Source organism: Methanomassiliicoccus luminyensis B10, from assembly GCF_000308215.1.
Taxonomy (GTDB): domain Archaea; phylum Thermoplasmatota; class Thermoplasmata; order Methanomassiliicoccales; family Methanomassiliicoccaceae; genus Methanomassiliicoccus; species Methanomassiliicoccus luminyensis.
Genome location: NZ_CAJE01000003.1, coordinates 54,413 through 74,917 on the forward strand (window position 1 = coordinate 54,413; position 20,505 = coordinate 74,917).

A 20,505-nucleotide genomic window follows, 5' to 3' on the forward strand; every position below is an offset into this window, starting at 1 on the left:
CGGTCGGTGAGCGGTCGGCCGCCCTGGCTAAGCTCTCCCAAGAACCCTTATATAGATTCATTATTTTGCTAATGGCCGCAGCGGCGGAGCGCGCTCGGGATGAAAAGGGTCTTGATCATCGGCGGAGGGGCGGCGGGAATGGCCGCGGCCTCCGAGCTGTCGAGGAGGGGCATAGCCTCCATTGTCGTGGACAGTGCCGATGAGGTCGGCGGGGCGCCCAACGACCTGTGCTGCAAGGGCGCTCCTCAATGCCAGCGCTGCGACGCCTGCGCGCCCGGGGACATCAAGCGCGAGGCTCTGCGCTCTCCTCTCGTCCAGGTCATTACCGGGACCCAGGTGGTCGGCGTCACCAGGAGGCCTGACGGATTCGCCGCCGTATTGAGCTCGTGCCCGCTGGGCCAGTGCGGAGCGCCCGCGATGGACGAGCTGGTGGTCGGGGCGATCATCGTGGCCATCGGCCACCAGGTCTTCGACCCCCGCCGTGACGCCCGCCTTCACTACGGCGAGTGCGAGGACATACTCTCCTCCCAGGACGTGGAGAAGGCTCTTTCGAAGAACGGCGAGCTGGTGGTCCCCTCGACCGGCAGGAGGCCGGAAAGCGTGGCCATTATCCAGTGCGTCGGCTCCAGGGACCTGCGCAGGGGCGCGCCGTACTGCTCGAAAGCCTGCTGCAAGTACGCCCTGAAGCTCGCAAAGCACCTCCGGTCCGAGGACCCGGGGACGAACATCACGTTCTTCTACATGGACTGGCGCCCCTACGACGGCAACTACGGCGAGCTCGATGCGTTCGCCGGGGAGAAGGGCGTCAGGGTCATCAGGAACAGGCCGTCGGAGACCCTCCCGGGAGCGAGGCCGGCGGTCCGCTACGCCGCTCCGGACGATGAGGTGGCGGAGGAGGAGTTCGACCTGGTGATGCTCAGCGTGGGCATCCTTCCCCCTCCGGACGCTCCGAGATTGGCCTCCCTCCTGGGGATCGAGCTCGGCCCCCTCGGCTTCTTTCCCTCCGAGAGCGAAGGCATCTTCGCCGCGGGGACCTGCACCGGCCCGAAGGACATCCGGGAGAGCATCGAGGAAGGCATCGCCGCGGCGGGATGGGCCGCCGCGTTCATGGAGGAGCCAGGATGAGGACCGTCCTGGTGATCGGCAGCGGCGCATCATCCGTGGTGGCCGCGCTGGAGGTCCAGAGGCAGGGTGGAAAAGCGGTCATCCTGCACCCACCCGGTGACGATGGGGTCAGGGTGAAGATCCCGGGGGTCGGCGAGATCGGCGATGCCACGGTCCGGTCCCTCTCGGGCCGCCCGGGAAACTTCGTGGCCCACCTCCAAGCGGGGGGCCGCGAGGTCTCGCTGGAGTGCGGCGCGGTCATCCTCGCCATCGATGGGTCCTCAAGGCCCATGGCCTCGACCACGAGGGTGATGTCCCTCTCCGCCGCGCTCGGCGGCATCCCCGCAGCGGTCGGGAGCGCGGCCATGGTGCTCAATGCCGCCCGCCCCTCCCGGTCGTCGCACATCGACGCCGTCAAGCTCGCCGCTGACCTGAAGCGGTCCCTGCCCTGCCGCGAGGTGTACATCATCGCCAAGGAGGTGATGACCATGGGCTCGGACGAGATCCACTATCTCGACGCCCAGCTCGCCGGGGTGATCTTCATAAGGACCGAGGGGGCGCCGGACATCGACGCGGAGGAAATGACCGTCCATGCGGTCGACAGCGCGTCGGGGGCGGAGCTGGAGGTGCGCCCGGACCTCATCGTCCTGGAGGACGAACAGGAGGTCGACGCCGCGCCCTCGGGCCGCGGGCTCCTGGTGCCCCCGGTCGACGGCGGCCGCCTGCGCCAGGGCAACGTCGGCATGGGGGCCGCCTCCACCATCCGGGGGGGAGTGTTCCTCTGCGGCACCGCCGGGCGCCCGCTCCTCGTGGACGAGCTCATAATCTCGGCGAGAGCTGCCGCCACCAGGGCCGTTACCGTCGCCGCCCCCCCTCCCGAGGCGGGCAAGGCCGCCAAGGTGGACGCGGAGAAGTGCTCGGCCTGTCTCACCTGCGTGCGCACCTGCCCCTACTCCGCGCCGCGCATGAGCGGGGAGTTCAAGGCCGTGGTGCTCGAGGACCTGTGCCGCTCCTGCGGGGCCTGCGTGAGCATGTGCCCCAGCCGGGCGATAACGCTGGAGGGGGCGGACCGGGCGGACCTGGACAGGATGCTGAGCGGCGCGCTCGGGGAGGGGACCGGATGAACGACATCAAGGTAATGCTCATTTGCTGCCGGAACGCCCGCGCCGCCGTGGACGCGGTGGAGGATATGCCGCCGGAGGTCAAGGTCCTGGAGCTCCCCTGCTCCGGGCGCGTGGACGAGGTCACCATCGTCAGGGCGCTGCGGCTGGGAGCGTCGGCGGTGATGGTGGCGGGGTGCCTGGAGGGAAACTGCCAGCACCACTCCGGCAACTATCAGGCGAGGCGTCGGGTCGATGATGCCCGCTCCATCCTCGCGCAGATCGGGGTAGAGCCGGAGAGGGTGGAGATGCTTCATCTCGCGTCAAACCAGTCCGCCAAGGCCAGGGCGGCGGTGCAGGAGATGGTGGCAAGGGCGAGAAGGCTCGGCCCCATAACGCTCACGGAGGGAAAGCGATGATCATTGCGGAGCAGAAGGACCTGGAGACGATAGCCTCCATGCTCGAAGGGCACAGCGACATCCTGGTGGCGGGCTGCCGCTCCTGCGTGGCCATATGCCTTGCCGGAGGGGAGAGGGAGGTAGCCACTCTGTCGGAGGCGCTGCGGCTGAGGTCGGCGCTGCGGGGCAGCGGGTGGAACATCTCCGAGACCACCCTGGAGAGGGCGTGCGAGAAGGAATGGGCCGGGGACATCGTTCCCCTGGCGGAGGGTAAGGACGCCATCCTGTGCCTCGCCTGCGGCGTCGGCGCCCAGGTGCTGCAGGAGATGTATCCCCAGGTGAGGGTCGTTCCCGGTCTCGACACCTCCAACATGGGAGCTCCCGAGGAGCAGGGCATCTACCTCGAGAAGTGCGGGGGATGCGGCGACTGCGTCCTTCATCTTACCGGAGGGGTGTGCCCCGTGGCACGCTGTTCCAAATCGCTCATGAACGGGCCCTGCGGCGGCTCCCAGGACGGCCGCTGCGAGGTCGACAAGGACACCCCGTGCGGGTGGGACCAGATCTATCAGAGCCTCAAGCGGCTGGGCCGCCTCGACCTGATGGAAGTGAACATCCCGCCCAAGAACTGGCTCCCCTCCCGCTCCGGGGGGCCCAGGAAGATAGTGCGGAAGGCCGCGGTGCTGAGCGACGACGAGAAAGCGATCAAGGAGGGGAGGACATGAAGGCGGGCAGCAATCTTGAGAAGGTGCTCGAGTCCGGAAGGTTCGCCGTCACCGCCGAGATCGGACCACCGAGGTCGGCGAGCGCCGACGCGATAAGGAAGCGGGCGCAGTTGCTCCGCGGCACCGCCGACGCGTTCAACCTTACCGACAACCAGACCGCCATAGTGCGCCTGTCCAGCTTCGCCTCCTCAGTGGCGTGCCTGCAGGAAGGCATCGAGCCGGTGATGCAGATGACCTGCCGCGACCGGAACCGCATCGCCATGCAGTCCGACGCGCTGGGCGCGTCGGCCCTCGGCATACGGAACATCCTGTGCATCTCCGGGGACCACCAGACCTTCGGGAACCAGAGGGAGGCGAAGAACGTATACGACCTCGACTCCGTACAGGAGCTGATGGTCCTGCGGAACATGAGGGACCAGGGCAAGGTGTGGGGAGGCGACGCGCTGGAGGAGCCGCCCAGGCTGTACCTCGGCGCGGCGGCGAACCCCTTCGCCGATCCCTTCGAGTTCCGGGTGGCCCGTCTGGCCAAGAAGGTGGACGCCGGCGCCGACTTCGTGCAGACGCAGGCGGTGTTCGATCTTGACAGGTTCGAGAGCTTCATGGCGCAGGTGCGCGAGAGGGGCCTGGACAAGAAGGTCCACATCCTCGCCGGGGTGATCCCCCTCAAATCGGCGGGAGCGGCCAAGTTCATGAAGGCCAAGGTGTCGGGGATGAGCGTCCCCGACGCGATCATCGAACGCATGAGGTCCGCCTCCGACCCCAAGAAGGAGGGGGTCAGGATATGCGTGGAAACGATCGACCGGCTGAGGGAGATGGAGGGGGTGCACGGCGTTCACGTCATGGCCATCGCATGGGAGGAGATGGTCCCGGCGGTCGTGGAACAGGCCGGCCTGTTCCCCCGGCCGGGGGACTGAGCGATAAATGAAAAATGGAAAGAGCGGGCCGGTCGCGGCCCTTTGTTCCCGAGCCCCCTACCTTAGAAGGGGAATACGGGGAGCCATCCAGAGGCCGCTATGACGGTCCACGCTGCGAAGAATACGACCCCCGTGCTGTAGAAGAACGAATACGGCAATGCCACCATTTTCACCTCCTTTGCAATTCCCCCTCTCCTCCAGGGTATAGTATGAATTTGTACAATTGACTATTTATTATTATCTTAATAGATAAGGAACTCATTTTACATGGGGCCAGTGCGCGGCGCGGACGGTGCGATCGGATGGCCCTGTCCCGGGACGGCGGATATTCGCAGCAAGACAACGGACCGGTGAGGATTTGGATAAAAATGAGGGGGCCCACAAGGGGCCCGCTGGCGTTTGGCAGCGTTCGGTCAGATGGCCCATCCTTAGAAGAAGGGGAGCCATCCAGAGGCCGCAATGGTGGTCCAGGCGGCGAAGAACACCACACCAGTGCTGTAGAAGAACGAGTACGGCAGCGCGAACATTTTTTGTCACCTCCTATAGATTTTATCCCTTTCCTCCAGGGTCGGTTCTATTTCTGTAATGGGGGGTATTTAATACTATCTATAACGATAATATTAGATTTAATAATGTGGTCCATTTACAATTGTTATAAAACGGACGCGAACAAAGATCGCGGGGACAATGGCTTGCGAAAGCTCTCTGGCTGGGACGTTCTGTCCGGTCCGCGGACGCTCCCGCCTGCCGGTCCTCCCACCATGGATTATTTTCGATAGAGGACTATTTAGTTTTTTTGATGGACCCAGTCCCCCGGGCCGCCGCGGACCAAGCGGGGGTCGGCGGGAGGATCGGCAACCAGGGCGCGCAGCATCAAGGGTCGAAAAAGATGAAAAGGGGAAAAGGTTTAGTCGTTCGTTGCGTTCCTGCTCACTGCTCGATCGGCTCCTCGGCCGCCTCAGCGTCCCCCGTTGGTATGTTGGGCACGCCCATGGTCGCGACCACGCCGTAGAGCAGGGCCTGCACGTTGGAGACAGCGTAGCTGCCGTCCGCGTCGTAGAGCATGAACTGCTCAAAGTATGCAAGCTCGCTCGCCAGCTCAAGGTCCACCGAGTAGCACAGGGCGTGAACCGCCAGGGTCTCGGAGTCCTCGCTCATCGCGAGGTCGGACATGACCACGAACTTGTTGTTGCCGTTCATGACAGAGGTCTCGCAGTGGACGTAGTCGTTGTTCAGGATCCCGGTCTCGTCGCAGCAGCAGCAGTGGTACTCCACAATGGTCTGGGCGTGGACCTCGGTGTTCGAGGTGATCATGGTCTCACCGTCGCAGTGGGTGATGACGATGGTCTGCTCCATGCTCAGCTGGTTCGAGAACTTGATCCACGCGTCCTCACCGGCGGTCGGCAGGGGCATGAAGTCCTCGTTGACGAAGCAACCAGTGGTGGTCACGGTCAGCACATCCTGCTTGAGCGGGACGAACAGGGGCTGGACCAGCACTGTGTCGCAGCCGCAGTCATCATCGTTGTTGGAGATGCTGGCGTTGACCATGCCGGTCATGCCCGCGAAGTTGGCGTAGCCGAACGTTCCGCGGTCAGCGCCGCTGATGTACAGCTCCATGCAGAACGTGTAGGTCCAGGACTCGCAGGGCTCCAGCACGGGGTGCTCGGAGACATCGACCACGACGCAGCCGACCCTGACCCACTCGGTCCCGTTGAAGTAGTAGACGGAGTAGGTTAGCTCCAGGCCCTCGGTGGCATATGACCCGATATTGGTCAGGGTTATGGTGCCCTCGATGACGAAGCAGTTGTCGTCGACTATGAGGATGTTATCTATGCCGACCACGGGGGAAGAACCGTTCAGCGGGTCCCCGCCGGTGGTGTTGAGGACATTGACGACATCATCGGCGTCGATGACCATGGTGTAACCGACGTTCTCGACCCAGGAGACAATGTTCGCGGTGCTCGCAATGTCAAGGCAGGCCTCAAGGTCGCCGGTGTATACCTTCACCTGAGCGTTGGCTACGATCTCCTCACAGGTGTCGTTGAGACTGAGCTTGGCCATGTTGTCCAGGATGTAGACGGTGTCCCGGCAGGCGTTCTCGTTGCATACGATGTACTCAACGCAGAACGTGTAGGGGCCCTCGATCCCGTTAAGGAGCCAGGGGCCATCGTAGAGAGTAGCGGTGTAGCTGAATCCCTCAGGCACCACGAAGCAGTCGGCCAGCCAAGCCTCGTCGTTGAGGATGACGTAGCTGATCTCCTCGGGCAGGGTGAACTCGGCGCAGGCCTCGACACCGTAGACCTCGTCGACATGGTCAACGAAGTTGGTTATAGTGACGCACGCCATAGCGCGGTATGCCTCGCAGCCGCAGCCGTCGAAGGCAATGTCGTAGCCGTAGGCGAACTCCGCGCCGGCGGCCAGAACGGGCATGCCCGCGGTGTTGACAACAGCAGAGGCAATGTCCACCCACACGCCATCAGAAAGGCCCTGGATAACGACAGTGATCGCGAGGTCCTCGGTCGGGCAGCTGCCGGTGTTGGTCACAGCAACAGCACCCCTGGCGCCTTCCGTCTGTACGATGACAGGAGCGCACCTGTTCGCCGTTATGTCGAACTGGATCGTCGCGCACTCGCCGGGCTCTATCTCGATGCTCGGGATATCGCAATCGCATTCATCTTCCGGTGCAAGCTCTCCCCCAACGACCTTCTCCAATGTCCAGTCATAGGAGGTGATGTTTTCCCAGTAGCCGACAGCGGTCATAGATGCCGCAATGGTGGTCGGAGAGGCCACAACGGGGGTCTCCCCACCGTTGTCGACGGGGGGATCCTCGTTCTTGGCCTGACCCCCTGATACGGGGTTCTCCGTAGCGATCACCACGAAGGCGCTTATCACTACGACCAGCGCTATCGCTAGGGCTATCACTTTTCCTTTGTTCTTCATATTCGAACCACCCAAAAAAGGGTTTCGGGGTCCTACTTGGAAACCACCGGATTAAATATCTTTCTATAGAAAAGACATAATAATATCTAGTCGGATAACAATCCTAGATCAGAAAAATAAGAAGGTCCCGGCGCATCTGGACAGGGCGGACCTCTACCTGCCATGAAATATTATTTTAACCATATATTCATTGGTATGCCGTTGCACGCCCGGACCGGGCGGGGGCTCGGGAACGGTCAGGCCCGCAGGAAATCGTCGCAGTACAGCTTCTCGTTCATGAGCAGTTCCCCCGCCTTCAGCACGTCCATGAGGTCCTTGTCCTCGGGGTCGAGGATGGCGGCGGTGAGGCCGGAGCCCATGAGCATGGCCAGGAAGGTGCGGTTTATGAGGCTGCGCTGCTTGGTGCAGTTGGAAACGTTGCTGAGGCCGACCACGGTGCGGGGGGCGGGGTCGTTGAGCCCCTGGAACATCTGCACCGCCTGGATGATCTTCTTGGACTGGTCCTGGGCCGCGCCTACCGGGAGCACCAGGGGGTCGAGGTACAGCCGGTCGGGCATGATGTCGTACTCCATCGCCTTGGTCATCATGATCATTGCCATCTCGGCCCGGGCGTCGGCGGAGTTCGGAACGCCCTTCTCGTCCATGCACAGGCAGATTATCTCGGCGTCGTACTCCCTGCACAGGGGGAAGAACCTCTCCATCTTCTTCGCCTCGGCCGTCGTGGAGTTCATGATGACTCTGTTCTTCGCCGCCTTCAGCCCCGCCTCCATGGTCTTCGGCCCCGAGGTGTCCAGGGACAGCGGCACGTCCGCCACTTCCTGGAGCGTGCGAACGAGCCACTCCATGGCCGCGGGGCCGTCCTCGCGCCCCGGCCCGACGTTGACGTCAAGCGCCTGCGCGCCGCACTCGACCTGCTTCACCGCGAGCTCCTGGATGAACTTCGCGTCTCTCCCGTCGATGGCCTTGCCCACCGAGGTGAACAGCCCGTTGATCCTCTCGCTGATGACGTACATGGTCGTGCCTGGAAGTGGGAATCGATGATCGCTAGAAAATGTTTTCCCCATGGCCGGGGCGCCGGGACGCAGTATACGTGTCATGCGCAGCATCATCTCCCCTCGCCCGGATGGCTCGCCGCGGCATAGCGCGCAGGAAGAACGGATATGGCACAACAGCACAACGGCAGGCCTGCAGAGGAGGACGAGATGGACATCGAGTTCGACGATGACGATGTGGAGGACGACGGACCGGTAGTGGCGGTGGGCAACGCCATAGTGGAGGTGTGCTTCGGCGACCCCGAGGATGAGGGCGACGAGGTCGAACGCACCCTGTGCTGGGTGGAAAGCTTCGTCCCCGGGCTGCTCACCCGGCAGGTGGCGGACCTGTTCGTGCATCACGGCAATGTCTGCATGATCATGGATCGGATGACCGTGACCATCCCTCTCAAGACCGTCCGCCTCCTGGTGAGGCAGGCCGGCCTCATCGAGGGAGGGGGCTGAAGCCTTCCCTTTCATGTCCTGACAGGACGCTTTTTTCCTGTCACTACCAATTTTCTATATTCTCAGGATATACAGTTTAAAAAGCCGAATGCGGTTGATGTTAACGGAGCACCGCCTCAGCGCGCGCGGTATGTGCTCATGCAAGGCAACATGCAGTTCGTCAGGATGGTTTGCAGCTATTGCGGTGCCTCCGCCGAGGGCTTCAAGGGCGACCTGGAGATGATCGGCTGGTCCGCCGCGGAGGTCGCGGTCAAGGGCGGCCGCGTCAAGAGGACCGCCTGCCCCGCTCACCGGGATCTCCTGGAGCGGAGGTAGCGGACGCTACCGGGACGTGATGTATGTTCTGTCAGTGCTCCCCGGTGTCAACGGTTATATCCGCTCACTGCGGTGGGCGCGAAGGAAGTGCGATCATGGCGACCGACAAGAGAGACAAGGCGACAGAGGAAGAGCAGATCGAGGTCGAGCTCGAGGATGAGGGCTTCGACAGACCGGAAGGGGACCTGCCGGTGGCGGAGGACGCCATCGTGGAGGTCGCCTTCGGCGATCCCGACGACGAGGATGAGGACATCGACCGCACCCTGTGCTGGGTGGAAAGCTTCGCCCCCGGAGCTTTGAGGAGGGAGGTCGCGGACCTGCTCATGGTGGACGGAAACATACGCATAGTCCTGGACAAGGTGACCGTGGCGGTCCCGATGATGGAGCTGTTCCGCCTCCTGGAGAAGATCGACCTCTTCAAGTCAGAAGAGCAGGCTCCCTGACCTCCTTTCCGCCCTGCGGCGGCCCCCCCCGCCTCATAAGCTTGATATTTCTTGTAGTCATATAGCGATGGCAATCTGTTCTGACAGCTTGCCTCATGAAGATTGGAGGCACCAATTTGGTTAAGATCGAACGTGCGCTCATCAGCGTCTCTAACAAGGACGGCATCGTTGACTTCGCTCGTGGGTTAAAGGCCCACGGCGTCGAGATAATCTCCACTGGCGGCACCGCCGCTTTGCTGGACAAGAGCGGTATCAAGACGGTCAATATCTCCGACGTCACGGGGTTCCCGGAGATGCTGGACGGACGCGTGAAGACGCTGCACCCCAACATCCACGCCGGTCTGCTGGCGAGAAGGGACCTGCCGGAGCACATGGAACAGCTGGGGAAGATGGGCATCAAGAAGATCGATATGGTGGTAGTGAACCTGTATCCCTTCAGGCAGACGGTGCTCAAGCCCAACGTATCTCTGGAAGAGATCATCGAGAACATCGACATCGGCGGACCGTCCATGATCAGGGCGGCGTCCAAGAACTACGGATCGGTCGCGGTGGTCACCGACCCGGCCAGCTACAAGCCGGTACTGGACGAGATGAACGCTTCCGGAGGATCCGTGGGAGGGGAGACGCTGAAGCGCCTGATGCTGGAGGCGTTCCGCTCCACCGCGGCGTACGACAGCATGATCGCGCAGTACCTCGGGGGGGTGTTCCCCACCGAGCAGTTCCCTCACTACCTTACCCTTGGCATGGAGAAGGTGCAGGACCTGCGGTACGGGGAGAACCCCTCCCAGGCGGCGGCGTTCTACGCCGACCCGTTCACTGCCGGCGTGGCAGTGTCCAAGATGGACAAGCTGCATGGCAAGGAGATATCGTTCAACAACGTGCTGGACGTCGAATCCGCGCTCTCCCTGCTGCGCGAGTTCGAGGACCGCGCCTGCGCCGTGGTGATCAAGCACACCAACCCCTGCGGCATCGCCTGCGATGACAACATCTATGACGCCTTCATCACCGCGTACAACGTGGACCCGCTGGCGGCCTTCGGGTGCGTCATCGGGCTGAACCGGGAGTGCGACGTTCGGACCGCGGAAGAGATCTCCAAGCACTTCGTGGAGATGGTCATGGCGCCGTCCTTCGAGCCGGCCGCGCTGGACATCATGATGAAGAAGAAGAACATCCGCCTGCTGAGGACCAACCAGCCGATAACGCTGGCCGACGCTCCCAAGATCAAGATGAAGTACATCAAAGGCGGCATGCTGGTGCAGACGGCCGACAACTCCCAGGTCACCAGGGAGAACCTCAGGGTGGTGACCAAGAGACAGCCCACCGAGGAGGAGATCAAGGCCATGCTGTTCGCCAACCGCGTGGTCAAGCACATCTGGTCCAACACCGTCATCCTCGCCAAGGGCGAGAGGGTGGTGGGGATAGGCGCCGGTCAGATGTCCCGGGTGGACTCGTCGTTCATCGCCGGTCACAAGGCCGGGGAGAACGCCAAGGGCTCGGTGATGGCATCGGACGCCTTCTTCCCCTTCCGCGACGGGGTGGACGAGGCCGCCAAGGCAGGGGCGACGGCGATCATCCAGCCCGGCGGGTCCATACGTGACGAGGAGGTCATCCAGGCCGCCAACGAGCACGACATGGCCATGGTGTTCTCCGGGGCCCGGGTGTTCCGGCACTGAAACCGCTTCAGCGGGGCTTCGGCCCCTTTCTCACTTTTCTGTCTCTATGCCCACCAGCTCCCACGGCTTCATGGTCCGGACCCCCTTGATGCGGGAGAACTTGCTCTCGTTCGAGCATACTATCGACCCGGGGAGGCAGCGCCCCACCGCCAGCACGACGCAGTCCACCACCGAGAGGTTGTCGTCCCTCTTGCCGAGCTTGTCCCCCTGGCCCATATGGAAGTAGTTGGTGTCGCGGTAGATCTCCATGGCGGCCATGGCGTGCTCCTTGTCGATGCTCTGCGCGCGCATGTTCGCCGAGCCGAGGAGCGTGTCCATCACCTTCCTGGCCCGCTTGGGGTCCTTGGTGAGGTCCAGCACGACATAGTAGATCTCGATGAGCACCGGGGACGGGAGGATGCCCAGGAAGTCGCCTCGGTCAACGCCGCGGAGTATCGCCACCGAGCTGCGGCTCCGGACGTCCTTGGAGCGCAGGAAGGCGTCGATGATGACGTTGGTGTCAATGACCACGGTCTGACGAGCGGACATCCCTGACCCTCTTCCTCAGCTCCTCGGGGTCGTCACAGCAATCTTCCAGGCAGCCTACCAGCGATGAGCACTCAGTGCATGTGTCGTCGCGGCCCTCCTTGCCATGGGCTTCCTCTGGCCGCTCCAGCTTCCTCTCCAGCTCGTCCAGGCGCGTCTCTATCCTGCCCAGGCGCTCGGAGAGGTCCCTCAGGGCCGCTATGATCTCCTTGTCCGGTCCGTCCCGCATCGCTCCTACATGGACGTCATGCGCCATCAAGGCTTTGCCGTTCGCCCTCCCTTTCTGCCCCCCACGGCGCGCAGGAGCGGCTCTGTCGAAGAAATGGAACGAAAAACGGAGAAATATCCTGTTCGGCCATCGAAAGATATATCTCTGACTGCTCATTAGTGATGAACGTGAACCGGAAGATACCGCGGTGCATGAGCACCCAGCACCCCGACAATGTAAATCCGCCCTTCTTCGCCGAGTCCCCCGAGATGGGGGGCGAGGACGAGATCCAGGAGGCTTACTACGTGTTCTCCCACCTCGACTGCGAGGAGCAGATGTGGGACTTCGAGGGCAAGGAGGTCGACAGCTACGTCATCAAGAAGCTGCTGTCGAAGTACGAGTGGTATTTCCGGGAGAAGCAGCTGGGCAAGGACGTCTTCCTTACCTTGAGGGTCCCGAACCCCACGGTGGAGAAGGACGAAGCCAAGATATTGCTGGAGACGCTGGAGTCCATCCCCCGCTCCTATGACACCGCCCACCTGTTCTACAAGAACAACATCCCGCCGATCTTCGAGGTCATATTGCCGATGACCTCCTCGGCGAAGTCGCTGAACCGGGTGTACCACTACTACAAGGACTTCGTGGTGGGCAAGCAGCACGAGTCCTTCAGCCAGGGCGACATCACCCTGGCCGAGTGGATCGGCACCTTCGAGCCGGAGAAGGTGAACGTGATCCCCTTGTTCGAGGATCTCGAGCACATGCTGAACGCTCACAACATCACCAGGGAGTACCTCGCCGACAAGGACGTGGACTATCAGCGGGTGTTCCTGGCGCGCTCGGACCCTGCCATGAACTACGGGCAGGTCGGGGCCATCCTCATGAACAAAGTGGCGCTGTTCAACCTGCAGGAGCTGGAGCAGGAGCTGGGCATCCCCATCTATCCGATCATCGGCGTGGGCTCCGCCCCGTTCCGGGGAAACCTCAAGCCCGACAACGTGGAGAGCATGATGGAAGAGTACCCCTCGGTGCAGACCTTCACCACTCAATCCGCGTTCAAGTACGACTACTCCCACGATCTTGTGAGGGACGGCATACGAAAGCTCAACGAGGGCACCAGGAGCAAAGTGCCCCCCATCGATGAGGAGCGCTGCCGCGAGATCATCCGGAAGTGCGCCGGCTCGTACAAGGAGAGCCTTATGAAGATGGCGCCGCTCATCAATGATGTCTCCAACTTCATTCCCCGCCGGAGGAAGAGGAAGCTGCACATCGGGCTGTTCGGGTACTCCCGCAGCCTGGAAGGGGTGAAGCTGCCCCGCGCCATCGGCCTGTGCTGCTCCTTCTACTCCATTGGCATACCGCCGGAGGTCCTGGGGCTCGACACCCTCAGCGACAGGGACATCGACTACGTTCGGGACGTCTCGCCCCATTTCGACACCAACATGCGCGATGCCCTGCGGTTCCTGAACCCGGACTCGCTGAGGCTGCTGCCGGAGAAGGTGAAGAAGGCGGTGGACCGCCTAGGCCTCGACTACGAGATCGACGAATCGCACCGCCGTACCACCGCGTACATCCTGGAGAACGTGCACAACAGCACCGGCAAGGGTCTGGAGGAGAGCATCCTGCAAGCTGCCAATGCGCGTGGGTTCCTGGGGTGAGCGGACGGATTAGACCGCACCGGCGATGCCCGGTGCGGTCAGAGATAATACAGCGGGAAGTAGCCCTTCCCCACCATCCCGTAATTGTCCGTCACCGTAAGGTTCACCGCGTATGTCGCGTCCTTATTGAAGGGAAGGTAGAAGTTGCACACCGGGCCCGTCAGGTAAGTGACCACTGTTCTGGTGTTAGGGTCGGAATCGGTCAGGTTCGTGCTCGTCACGGTCCAGTTCCAGCTGACGATATAGGCTCCGCCGTAGGCGACGGAACTCCGGCCGTTCAGGACGATGTAATACTCTTGGTTCCCTGTTGATTTATTAAGCCAGTTTGACAGTGAGGGCGCCGTCAGCACCGCGGAGGGAGGAGCAAAGGTCTTGGAGAATCCGTTCGACCAGGCCGTGGTAATATCTATCTTGACATAACCGCTCGTCAGGAGCGAGACGCCGGGAATGTAGAAGGCCAGGGGATCCTCGACGTCGAGATGGATGATGATCTCATCCCGCGGCGCGAGGTTGAGCGTGCTTTGGGCTGAATGTTTCTCGTTCTCGAGCGATCCGGAGGATGGGTTCACTCGCAACACTTCGTAATTCCGTATCATGTGGTCATTGATGGATATGCGAGTTATCTCCGTTCGCTCGTTGTGAAGACTAGCTATGGTGAAGTTCAAAGATTTCCATTTTTTATCATCATAGTCGGTGCCGCTGATTGGCACTATGGATGTGACTTGGATATTCTCCTGTGACTTCTTCTGATCGTCCAGCTTCTGGGCCTGCGCGGACTGCTGGTATTGGCTAATGAATACCGCCAGGGAGCTGGCCGCTATCACCACGATCAGGACGAGCATCATCGCGCCTACAATCTCGGACACGCCCGAGCGGTCCTTCTTCAACAGCCGCATCCGGCGTTCTCAATATCGGGCCGGACATAAAAGAATGGAAGAGGAACCATTGTGCGGCCGTACTCACACATAGACAAATGATTTCTCAATAATCTATTTTCATTAAAGTTAAGAAAGGTGCCTATCTGGATATCACCGTGGGCGTTGCCGTAGAAGTACCTGGATTAAATCAATTCATCGATGAGGTCCCAGATGGGACCATCATCTCCATAGAGGGAGGGGTCGACCATCCCAAGGCCGTCCTTGCCTATATGATCATCAGGACCGCCCTCGGGCAGGGACGGGAGCTTATCTATGTCGGCCCCCCGGGGGTCGCCGGCCTCCTGGAGCAGCTGCCCGTGTGGGGCGACCTTTCTGGCAGGTTGGCCCATCGGTTCGAAGGGCTGGACCTTGCGCCGTTGTGCGCGTGCCTTCCCTCGAAACCGCTGGTGATCATCGATTCCCTTTCATATTTGGTTCATGAAAAGGACATCGCCGAGGTCAGGACCGTTCTGGAGAGCATCCGCCTGGGAGCACGATCCAGCGGGGCCATCATCGTACAGCTCCTGGAGAGCGAGCTCCTTTCCAAGGAGCTTCTGGCTTTGGTTGGATTTCACTCTGACGGCATCATTCAGTTCATCGTCCGGGACGTGCCGGATGGCGTCACCAGGTTCATGCGGATCGAGAAGTGGATGAGCGGCTCCTCCTTTGAACGCAACATCTACTACAACTACACGGAAGGGAACATCAATGTGGACCTCAGATACCGTGTGGTCTGACCGAGGGTGCGTCGATGGAAAAGAATGGCTATGAGAGGTATGGTCTCAGCGGGAACCCATTCCGTGACCTCTCCAGCGAGAACCTTGAGGACGTGGCCATATACCACGTGATGCAGGGCATCGATGCGGACCTGCGGACCATCGCTGACGAGACCATGGAAAAGGAGAACAAGGCCGTGGTCGCCTTAATGGGAGGACTGGGGGCCGGAAAGACCGAGCGCCTGCTCATGCTGAAAAAAGATGCACTATCCAAGAACGCGTTCTTTGCTATCGGGGGCGTCACTATGGAAACACAGCTGATGGTGCGCGGCGTCCTGGAATCCATGATGGAGAACGCCAAGCGGCAGGGCGGCTCCAAGCTCTTCGCGCCAAAGTGGTACAAGGCCCTTCAGAAGATAAACAAGAACATCCTGAAGGAATACGACCCTGAGAGCGCCGGCCACGCCATCGCCGAGGCCCTCAACGAGAACGCGCCCTCCTTCCTGCTCATCAACGATTTGCACCGCCTTCCCGAGACGGAGGACATGGACCGCTTTTTGCAGACTCTGTACGTCATCACCAATGAGATACGGCCGGGCGTGCTCATCGTGCTGAGCGGTGACGACAAGTACTTCCGCGGCGTGATGGCTTCACACCCCACCCTCAATGAGCGCATCAACAGGAAACTGACGATACCGCCCTTAAGCAACCAGGAGGCCAGCCTGATGCTGGCCAAGAGACTGTTGGCCAAGAGGCTGGTCGACGACCTCGACGTGCTGTATCCATTCACCTCGGAAGCCGTCGCCGTCATCAACGCCGCGGCGGGAGGGAACCCCCGGTTGCTGCTCAAGCTGGCCGACAACCTGCTGGACAATGCGGTCAAGGCCCGCGTCGTGCAGGTCGATGAGGATTCTGCGAAGCTCATTCTCGATTCCTCGGAGTTCGACGTGCGGCCTGATGAAGCGGAGTGCGAGGGCGCTCCGAGCGATGTGGTCCTTTCAACGAATTTACCAACCACGAAGGTATGATGGGCCCTGGGCTGCGAACGGCATTAGCTCGGACGGGCTCGGTCTTGCAGTGGATGCATTCCTGGACAGGCTTGCCGGGTCGATCCGTAACGAGCCATCAGATGACGAGCATCATGAAGAAGAGCATCGTAATCAGGGCCATCACCAGACCATGCATGAGCCCATATTGTACCTTGCCCGTGGTGAACAGGCCGATCAGGGCCCCGTTACCCAAGGATAGGATGAGAGTCAGGTCGAAGAACCGGTGCTTCATGGTCTCGATCGACATTTTGCTCACTGAGCCGCTGCTGTCGCCGATTCCGAAGCTCGTGTCCCCGAGCGCGGGGTACAGCCCTATGAGCTGATAGACGATTATCATCAGAACCCCGAACGCAATGTATATCGTAGTTGCTTGGCTCATCAGGCTCTGCGTCCGCTCAGTGCTGATTTTGATAAGGTCATCCATGTCTTTCGCGGCGCGGTGAACTACCAGCGAGATCTCGCCGCCCACCTTGGCCGATTCTCCCACTAATGAAGCATAGCGCTTGACGAGTTTGCTGTCGATCGGCTTGACCATTACCATGATCATCTCCTCGAACGGTCTCCCCATCTCGATCCCTTTGGCCGCGATCTTCAGGTGCTTGCTGAGTATGGAGGTGTCCGTCTTCGAAAGTTCGATGACCGCCTTAGACGGGTCTATACCGCCTCGCATGGAATCGGCAATCTCGAAAAGGAACTGGGAGAATGCCCGTTCATAGCGGGCGATGGTCCTCTTTTCGATCTGCGCGTAGATGGCGTACGGGAGCAGGCCGATGAAAAGGGCGGCGACCATCGTGTATTCGAGGGCGAACGAGGTCACATTTGGATCACTGAGAACGAACAAGCTCATGATGAGGACGAATAGGATTGCCGCGATGCCGGGAATGACCATCAAGAACAGTCTTTTTGGGATCGGGTGTTTGGCAAGGAATTTGCGGAACGTGAACTTCCTCGTCACCTTGAGATAGAGGATGACCAGAGCGAAGCCTAGCGTCCCGATCCCGAGCGCTCCCAGAATCCATACGGCGATCTCCTGGATCCCCGGCCCCGGCTCAACATATTCAGTATCTACCAGGAAGCTAAAGGTCTTTTCAATGTGGTTCCCTGCCTTATCGTAGAGGCTTATGCTTACATTGCTCTGCTTCTTGTCCTCCAATTCAAAGATCTCAGTTACCTGGTACGATATGCCATCACTTCTGACATCAGTGTAGTCGAAATCGGTGACATCAATCCCGTTCACGGTAAGGATGACACTTTTCGTGTCAATGCCACTTGGAGAATAGTAAGATATCTCGATCATCGGCGTTTGGTTGGTAATGGTAGTATTCTCCCCGGGACTTACGAACATCACCTCTATCGAAGAATCGTTGGTCTCATCACCCCTTGCCGGAGAAGGTATGGTGATGGCGGATACACCTACCAAGGCGAATGCGATGAGGACGGCCAGCACCTTTTTTACGTTCATGTTATCATTCCGTCCTCGAATAGGTCGCGGATACCAGGATACCAATCACAATTATAGCCATCGGCAACAGCCCGAAGGTCAGACCGAGCAACAGCATGTCCGATGTGAGTCCCATCACATTGATGCCCAAAGCATCTACCAGGAACGCGCCGACACCTATGAGCAGTATGCCTAGGAGAACCAACGTCACGTAAATCTCCGAGTATGTCGCCAGTTGCTCGATGTACGCCTTCTGCGAGAACCTCTTCGACTTCATGACGTCGTCCGCTTTGTTCCTAAGATAGCCGTCTAGGTCGCCGCCCTGATGTATCATGTTCGCAAGATCCCAGATCGTTTCTCGGAACACATTGGACGGAGAGTCCCTGGCAGTCTCGGAAAGGGCAGTGATTATGTCCTTGCCCTCGATATCGATCTTATATACGGCCCTCTTGAACTCCCCGGAGACCTCTACGCTCTCCTCCCGCTTTGCTATCTTCCTTACGATCTCTACTGGTGAGAGGCCGGTGGAAGCGAGGATGGACAGCTCGCTCAGCGTGAACGGGAGCTCCTGCTCTATCTTACTAGCTTTATTGGATATACGCGATGTCACGGCCAGTGGGAAGACCATGAGCGTCCCCGCCCCGCTGACAGCGGTAAGTGCGAGCGTGAAAACGAACCATGTCTCGGAATCGATCATCATGGCGAAGATGAAGAAGTATGGAAAGAAGGAAGCGGTCGCCACGATCAGGGCGGTTATATAGTTGCGGGCCAGGTACATGCCAGGGGTCAGGTTCATATCGGCCTGGCGCAGCCTGGCTGCCAGTTTGGCTGTTTTATCGTTGTCCGGCTCCAACCTCTTTCCTAATGTCCGGTAGCACAAGGCATTGTACTTGTCCGCGAAGCTCTTTTTATCCGTCTTGACAACCTTCTCCTTCTTTGTTCTCAAGGCGAGGGCCATAACATCGCCTCAAGCGCCGTCGAGCTCCATGATCGCGGCCGCGGGGTTCACATAGTAATCGTTGATGGCCTTGCTGACCTGCTCGTAGTTGCTAATCCCCTTTTTGTCCATCAGCTTCAAGTATTGCTCCTTCCGCTTCATGTCCTCCAGCAATGCGTCGGCAGTCTTGCCGCTCGCGCGTGCGATGGTCTCGAGAAGAAAACTGCGGCCGCTGAAGACCATCTTGTCCGACTTAGGGTCCCAGACAAAGACGTCATGGGTGAGGAGGTTCTTGGTGTCCTTTTCCACATCCAGGATTTCTACGATCGACTTTATCCGCCTCATGCGCCGGTTGCCGACCACGACCTGGCCTTGGAAGGCCACACAATCCAGGCTCTGGAACAGCACCCTGGGGATGTTCATCGGCTCGTTCTCCACACGGTGCAGCAGCTCGTCGATGGTGCCGGCATGGATGGTGCTCATGGAAGCATGGCCCACCGAAATGGCCTGGAAGAGCGTGAACGCCTCTTTGCCACGGACCTCGCCTACAATGACATATTCTGGCCTTTGCCTCAGTCCTGCTACTAGCAGGTCGAATAGGGTGACATCTCCCGGTCTGCCGCCACCGCCGCCGCCCACGCCTGAAACACTCGTTCCGGAAGCCCCGGCACCATACCCCTGGCGGGACACGGATTGGATCCAGTTGGGGTGGTCGATGTGGATTTCCGGGGTGTCCTCGATGGAGACGATCTTGTCCTCGGGGCGGATGAACATGCATATGGCGTTCAGCAGTGTGGTCTTTCCACTGGCGGTGCCCCCGGAGACCAGCAGGGACTTCTTGCTCTCAATAATCGTCCAGAAATATGCCATTTGCAGGTGCGACACCGAGGAGAAGCGGATGAGATCGATGGGCGAGATGGGGTCCTTGGAGAACTTTCGGATGGTGAAGGTGGAACCCTTCTTGGTGACCTCGGAGCCCAGGGTCAGGTTTATCCTGCTACCGTCCAGAAGAGTGGCGTCGAGGATTGGCGCGTAGATGGAAACATGCTTGCCCGAGATCTGGGCCAGCTTGATGACATACCTATTGAGCTCGACATCGCTCTCGTAGGCCACGTTGGTCTTCATGGAGCCGAAGATGCGGTGGAAGATATAGATGGGGATGTGCGGCCCGTTGCAGCTAATATCCTCGATGAAGGGGTCCTTCAGCACCGGATCGCTGCGACCCAGGCCTAGCAGTTCTCTTTCCAGGTAGTATAGCAGTACAGGCTTCCGTCTCTCTTCGATGTCCACGTCGTAGAGGTCGATGATGTCCTCGTACCTCGTCTTGAGGTACTCCCTCAGCACCTTCGACTCGGTGAAGATCTCACCCTCAATCACCGGGACCTCCTCGTTGTCCATGGTGGCCTCGAGCTTCGACCTCAGCAGAGCGATGGTCCCCTTCTCCCCGTCCTTGAGCCTGGGCTCCTTGACTATGTAATTGAACTCACCCTCGGCCTTATTGAAGATAATATTGACAAACGCGAAGGGAGGGGCGATAGGGTACGTAATGTTGATATCGTACTTCTTCTTGTCCCGCACCTTTCGCATGTATGCCATGACCTCTTGGATGAGATCGTTCTCCGAGAGCTCCGGCTTTTGCAGGTACCTCTCGTCAAGCTCAGAGGCCTTCTTTATTAGAAGCTCCCTATCCCTTACTTCTAGGGGCAGCCTCCCCTGCGAATCCTCGGATCTGCGTTTTGAACTTCTAGACTTAACGGCGATCGAAAGGTTCTCCAGCATAGCCTGTCGATTCGATGAGGGAGCATTATTAAAGGATTAGCTATAGAGAAAATAGATATCCATTACCCTATATATTATTTTAAAATGAAATTAAACACCAGCGCATAATTGTCCTATTTTTTTCATTTGAACAATGCCTAAGAGCGACCTATCTCCTCGATGCTTTTCGGGCT

20 protein-coding genes are annotated in these 20,505 nt (G+C 59.8%); 12 read left to right on the forward strand and 8 right to left on the reverse strand.

Annotated elements, in window-relative coordinates; translation table 11 throughout:
- Positions 1 to 99: 99 nt before the first annotated feature.
- Genes WYS_RS00495 through WYS_RS00515 form a run of 5 tightly spaced genes read left to right on the forward strand, consistent with a single transcriptional unit; the run spans position 100 to position 4,238 of the window.
- Complete coding sequence (locus tag WYS_RS00495) at positions 100 to 1,125, forward strand: FAD-dependent oxidoreductase (RefSeq protein WP_019176199.1); 1,026 nt, start codon at positions 100 to 102, stop codon at positions 1,123 to 1,125.
- The gene (locus tag WYS_RS00500) at positions 1,122 to 2,228 is read left to right on the forward strand and encodes a 4Fe-4S binding protein (protein WP_019176200.1); all 1,107 of its coding nucleotides are present in this window, start codon (positions 1,122 to 1,124) and stop codon (positions 2,226 to 2,228) included. The genes WYS_RS00495 and WYS_RS00500 overlap by 4 nt, the downstream gene beginning before the upstream one ends.
- A complete protein-coding gene (locus WYS_RS13805; RefSeq protein ID WP_019176201.1) occupies positions 2,225 to 2,623 on the forward strand; it encodes a hydrogenase iron-sulfur subunit in 399 nt (132 codons plus the stop codon). The genes WYS_RS00500 and WYS_RS13805 overlap by 4 nt, the downstream gene beginning before the upstream one ends.
- Positions 2,620 to 3,324, forward strand: coding sequence for a methylenetetrahydrofolate reductase C-terminal domain-containing protein (locus WYS_RS00510; RefSeq protein WP_019176202.1), 705 nt, complete (start codon positions 2,620 to 2,622; stop codon positions 3,322 to 3,324). Before WYS_RS13805 ends, WYS_RS00510 begins: the two co-directional genes overlap by 4 nt.
- On the forward strand, positions 3,321 to 4,238 hold the full coding sequence (locus WYS_RS00515) for a methylenetetrahydrofolate reductase (protein ID WP_019176203.1): 918 nt from the start codon (positions 3,321 to 3,323) through the stop codon (positions 4,236 to 4,238). The genes WYS_RS00510 and WYS_RS00515 overlap by 4 nt, the downstream gene beginning before the upstream one ends.
- Before the next feature lie 930 nt (positions 4,239 to 5,168).
- Here WYS_RS00515 and WYS_RS00525 read toward each other — a convergent pair.
- Both WYS_RS00525 and WYS_RS16195 read right to left on the reverse strand, forming a co-directional pair.
- Positions 5,169 to 7,178 (reverse strand): hypothetical protein, encoded by a 2,010-nt coding sequence (locus WYS_RS00525; protein WP_019176205.1) that lies wholly within the window; start codon positions 7,176 to 7,178, stop codon positions 5,169 to 5,171.
- Between the two features lie 236 nt (positions 7,179 to 7,414).
- Complete coding sequence (locus WYS_RS16195; RefSeq protein WP_019176206.1) at positions 7,415 to 8,191, reverse strand: dihydropteroate synthase; 777 nt, start codon at positions 8,189 to 8,191, stop codon at positions 7,415 to 7,417.
- Positions 8,192 to 8,338: 147 nt separating this feature from the next.
- Here WYS_RS16195 and WYS_RS16200 point away from each other — a divergent pair, with 147 nt between their 5' ends.
- From WYS_RS16200 to purH, 4 genes are all read left to right on the forward strand, one after another.
- Positions 8,339 to 8,674 (forward strand): hypothetical protein, encoded by a 336-nt coding sequence (locus WYS_RS16200; protein WP_019176207.1) that lies wholly within the window; start codon positions 8,339 to 8,341, stop codon positions 8,672 to 8,674.
- A gap of 138 nt (positions 8,675 to 8,812) precedes the next feature.
- Positions 8,813 to 8,989: a hypothetical protein gene (locus tag WYS_RS15815; protein ID WP_155897720.1), complete on the forward strand. Its 177-nt coding sequence runs from the start codon at positions 8,813 to 8,815 to the stop codon at positions 8,987 to 8,989.
- A 95-nt stretch (positions 8,990 to 9,084) separates the two neighbouring features.
- Positions 9,085 to 9,432, forward strand: coding sequence for a hypothetical protein (locus WYS_RS00545; protein WP_019176209.1), 348 nt, complete (start codon positions 9,085 to 9,087; stop codon positions 9,430 to 9,432).
- A gap of 95 nt (positions 9,433 to 9,527) precedes the next feature.
- The gene (gene purH, locus WYS_RS00550) at positions 9,528 to 11,105 is read left to right on the forward strand and encodes a bifunctional phosphoribosylaminoimidazolecarboxamide formyltransferase/IMP cyclohydrolase (RefSeq protein ID WP_019176210.1); all 1,578 of its coding nucleotides are present in this window, start codon (positions 9,528 to 9,530) and stop codon (positions 11,103 to 11,105) included.
- A gap of 30 nt (positions 11,106 to 11,135) precedes the next feature.
- Here the strand turns inward: purH and WYS_RS00555 are convergent, their stop codons facing one another.
- Together WYS_RS00555 and WYS_RS00560 are read right to left on the reverse strand one after the other, a co-directional pair.
- The gene (locus WYS_RS00555) at positions 11,136 to 11,633 is read right to left on the reverse strand and encodes a type II toxin-antitoxin system VapC family toxin (protein WP_081579748.1); all 498 of its coding nucleotides are present in this window, start codon (positions 11,631 to 11,633) and stop codon (positions 11,136 to 11,138) included.
- Complete coding sequence (locus WYS_RS00560) at positions 11,605 to 11,889, reverse strand: hypothetical protein (protein ID WP_147654542.1); 285 nt, start codon at positions 11,887 to 11,889, stop codon at positions 11,605 to 11,607. The genes WYS_RS00555 and WYS_RS00560 overlap by 29 nt, the downstream gene beginning before the upstream one ends.
- Positions 11,890 to 12,020: 131 nt before the next feature.
- On the opposite strand from WYS_RS00560, the gene ppcA reads away from it, so the two are divergent.
- Positions 12,021 to 13,493 (forward strand): phosphoenolpyruvate carboxylase, encoded by a 1,473-nt coding sequence (ppcA, locus tag WYS_RS00565; RefSeq protein WP_019176213.1) that lies wholly within the window; start codon positions 12,021 to 12,023, stop codon positions 13,491 to 13,493.
- Between the two features lie 38 nt (positions 13,494 to 13,531).
- Here the strand turns inward: ppcA and WYS_RS00570 are convergent, their stop codons facing one another.
- The gene (locus tag WYS_RS00570) at positions 13,532 to 14,389 is read right to left on the reverse strand and encodes a type IV pilin N-terminal domain-containing protein (RefSeq protein WP_019176214.1); all 858 of its coding nucleotides are present in this window, start codon (positions 14,387 to 14,389) and stop codon (positions 13,532 to 13,534) included.
- 137 nt (positions 14,390 to 14,526) lie between these two features.
- Here WYS_RS00570 and WYS_RS00575 point away from each other — a divergent pair, with 137 nt between their 5' ends.
- Together WYS_RS00575 and WYS_RS00580 are read left to right on the forward strand one after the other, a co-directional pair.
- On the forward strand, positions 14,527 to 15,147 hold the full coding sequence (locus tag WYS_RS00575) for a hypothetical protein (RefSeq protein WP_019176215.1): 621 nt from the start codon (positions 14,527 to 14,529) through the stop codon (positions 15,145 to 15,147).
- 14 nt (positions 15,148 to 15,161) lie between these two features.
- A complete protein-coding gene (locus tag WYS_RS00580; protein ID WP_019176216.1) occupies positions 15,162 to 16,154 on the forward strand; it encodes a hypothetical protein in 993 nt (330 codons plus the stop codon).
- A gap of 97 nt (positions 16,155 to 16,251) precedes the next feature.
- Here the strand turns inward: WYS_RS00580 and WYS_RS00585 are convergent, their stop codons facing one another.
- From WYS_RS00585 to WYS_RS13810, 3 genes are read right to left on the reverse strand one after another with little or no spacing between them, the layout of a single operon-like run.
- The gene (locus WYS_RS00585) at positions 16,252 to 17,622 is read right to left on the reverse strand and encodes a type II secretion system F family protein (protein WP_162137666.1); all 1,371 of its coding nucleotides are present in this window, start codon (positions 17,620 to 17,622) and stop codon (positions 16,252 to 16,254) included.
- Positions 17,623 to 17,641: 19 nt separating this feature from the next.
- Positions 17,642 to 18,574 (reverse strand): type II secretion system F family protein, encoded by a 933-nt coding sequence (locus WYS_RS00590; RefSeq protein WP_019176218.1) that lies wholly within the window; start codon positions 18,572 to 18,574, stop codon positions 17,642 to 17,644.
- 9 nt (positions 18,575 to 18,583) lie between these two features.
- Positions 18,584 to 20,332, reverse strand: a complete 1,749-nt coding sequence (locus WYS_RS13810) for a type II/IV secretion system ATPase subunit (protein ID WP_019176219.1) — start codon at positions 20,330 to 20,332, stop codon at positions 18,584 to 18,586.
- Between the last annotated feature and the right edge of the window lie 173 nt (positions 20,333 to 20,505).

Bases quoted from the DNA above. Each gene is read 5' to 3' on its own strand.
- WYS_RS00495 (WP_019176199.1), top strand. From the start codon at position 100: ATGAAAAGGGTCTTGATCATCGGCGGAGGGGCGGCGGGAATGGCCGCG.
- WYS_RS13805 (WP_019176201.1), top strand. From the start codon at position 2,225: ATGAACGACATCAAGGTAATGCTCATTTGCTGCCGGAACGCCCGCGCC.
- WYS_RS00590 (WP_019176218.1), bottom strand. From the start codon at position 18,574: ATGGCCCTCGCCTTGAGAACAAAGAAGGAGAAGGTTGTCAAGACGGAT.
- WYS_RS16195 (WP_019176206.1), bottom strand. From the start codon at position 8,191: ATGTACGTCATCAGCGAGAGGATCAACGGGCTGTTCACCTCGGTGGGC.
- WYS_RS00570 (WP_019176214.1), bottom strand. From the start codon at position 14,389: ATGCGGCTGTTGAAGAAGGACCGCTCGGGCGTGTCCGAGATTGTAGGC.
- ppcA (WP_019176213.1), top strand. From the start codon at position 12,021: ATGAACGTGAACCGGAAGATACCGCGGTGCATGAGCACCCAGCACCCC.
- WYS_RS00555 (WP_081579748.1), bottom strand. From the start codon at position 11,633: ATGTCCGCTCGTCAGACCGTGGTCATTGACACCAACGTCATCATCGAC.
- WYS_RS00545 (WP_019176209.1), top strand. From the start codon at position 9,085: ATGGCGACCGACAAGAGAGACAAGGCGACAGAGGAAGAGCAGATCGAG.
- WYS_RS00525 (WP_019176205.1), bottom strand. From the start codon at position 7,178: ATGAAGAACAAAGGAAAAGTGATAGCCCTAGCGATAGCGCTGGTCGTA.
- WYS_RS16200 (WP_019176207.1), top strand. From the start codon at position 8,339: ATGGCACAACAGCACAACGGCAGGCCTGCAGAGGAGGACGAGATGGAC.
- WYS_RS13810 (WP_019176219.1), bottom strand. From the start codon at position 20,332: ATGCTGGAGAACCTTTCGATCGCCGTTAAGTCTAGAAGTTCAAAACGC.
- WYS_RS15815 (WP_155897720.1), top strand. From the start codon at position 8,813: ATGCAAGGCAACATGCAGTTCGTCAGGATGGTTTGCAGCTATTGCGGT.
- WYS_RS00510 (WP_019176202.1), top strand. From the start codon at position 2,620: ATGATCATTGCGGAGCAGAAGGACCTGGAGACGATAGCCTCCATGCTC.
- WYS_RS00580 (WP_019176216.1), top strand. From the start codon at position 15,162: ATGGAAAAGAATGGCTATGAGAGGTATGGTCTCAGCGGGAACCCATTC.
- WYS_RS00515 (WP_019176203.1), top strand. From the start codon at position 3,321: ATGAAGGCGGGCAGCAATCTTGAGAAGGTGCTCGAGTCCGGAAGGTTC.
- WYS_RS00500 (WP_019176200.1), top strand. From the start codon at position 1,122: ATGAGGACCGTCCTGGTGATCGGCAGCGGCGCATCATCCGTGGTGGCC.
- purH (WP_019176210.1), top strand. From the start codon at position 9,528: ATGAAGATTGGAGGCACCAATTTGGTTAAGATCGAACGTGCGCTCATC.